The organism is Roseibium sp. AWQ4_290 (genome assembly GCF_056160985.1).
On sequence record NZ_JBSWYG010000113.1, the window covers coordinates 1 to 223 of the forward strand.

1 protein-coding gene is annotated in these 223 nt (G+C 64.1%); it reads left to right on the forward strand.

Going from position 1 to position 223, the window contains the following annotated elements:
- Positions 1-223, forward strand: a 223-nt coding sequence (locus ACXAH0_RS25365; protein ID WP_475196123.1) for a Mu transposase domain-containing protein, incomplete at both ends; no start/stop codon positions are given.

The following is a 223-nucleotide window of genomic DNA, read 5'->3' on the forward strand; positions in this document are numbered from 1 at the left end:
AAGACTTGCCTCGTACGGTTCGACAAGAACCGGTACTCGGTCGATGCCCGCGCGGTCGGTCGTCCCGTTGAGATCCGCGCCTACGCCGATCGCCTGGAATGCTGGCAGGACGGACAGGTCGTGGGACAGCATGATCGCGTCTTCGGCCGCGGCAAGACGATCTATGATCCGCTTCACTACATCCCGGCTCTGGCCCGCAAACCCGGCGCATTGCGCAACGGGG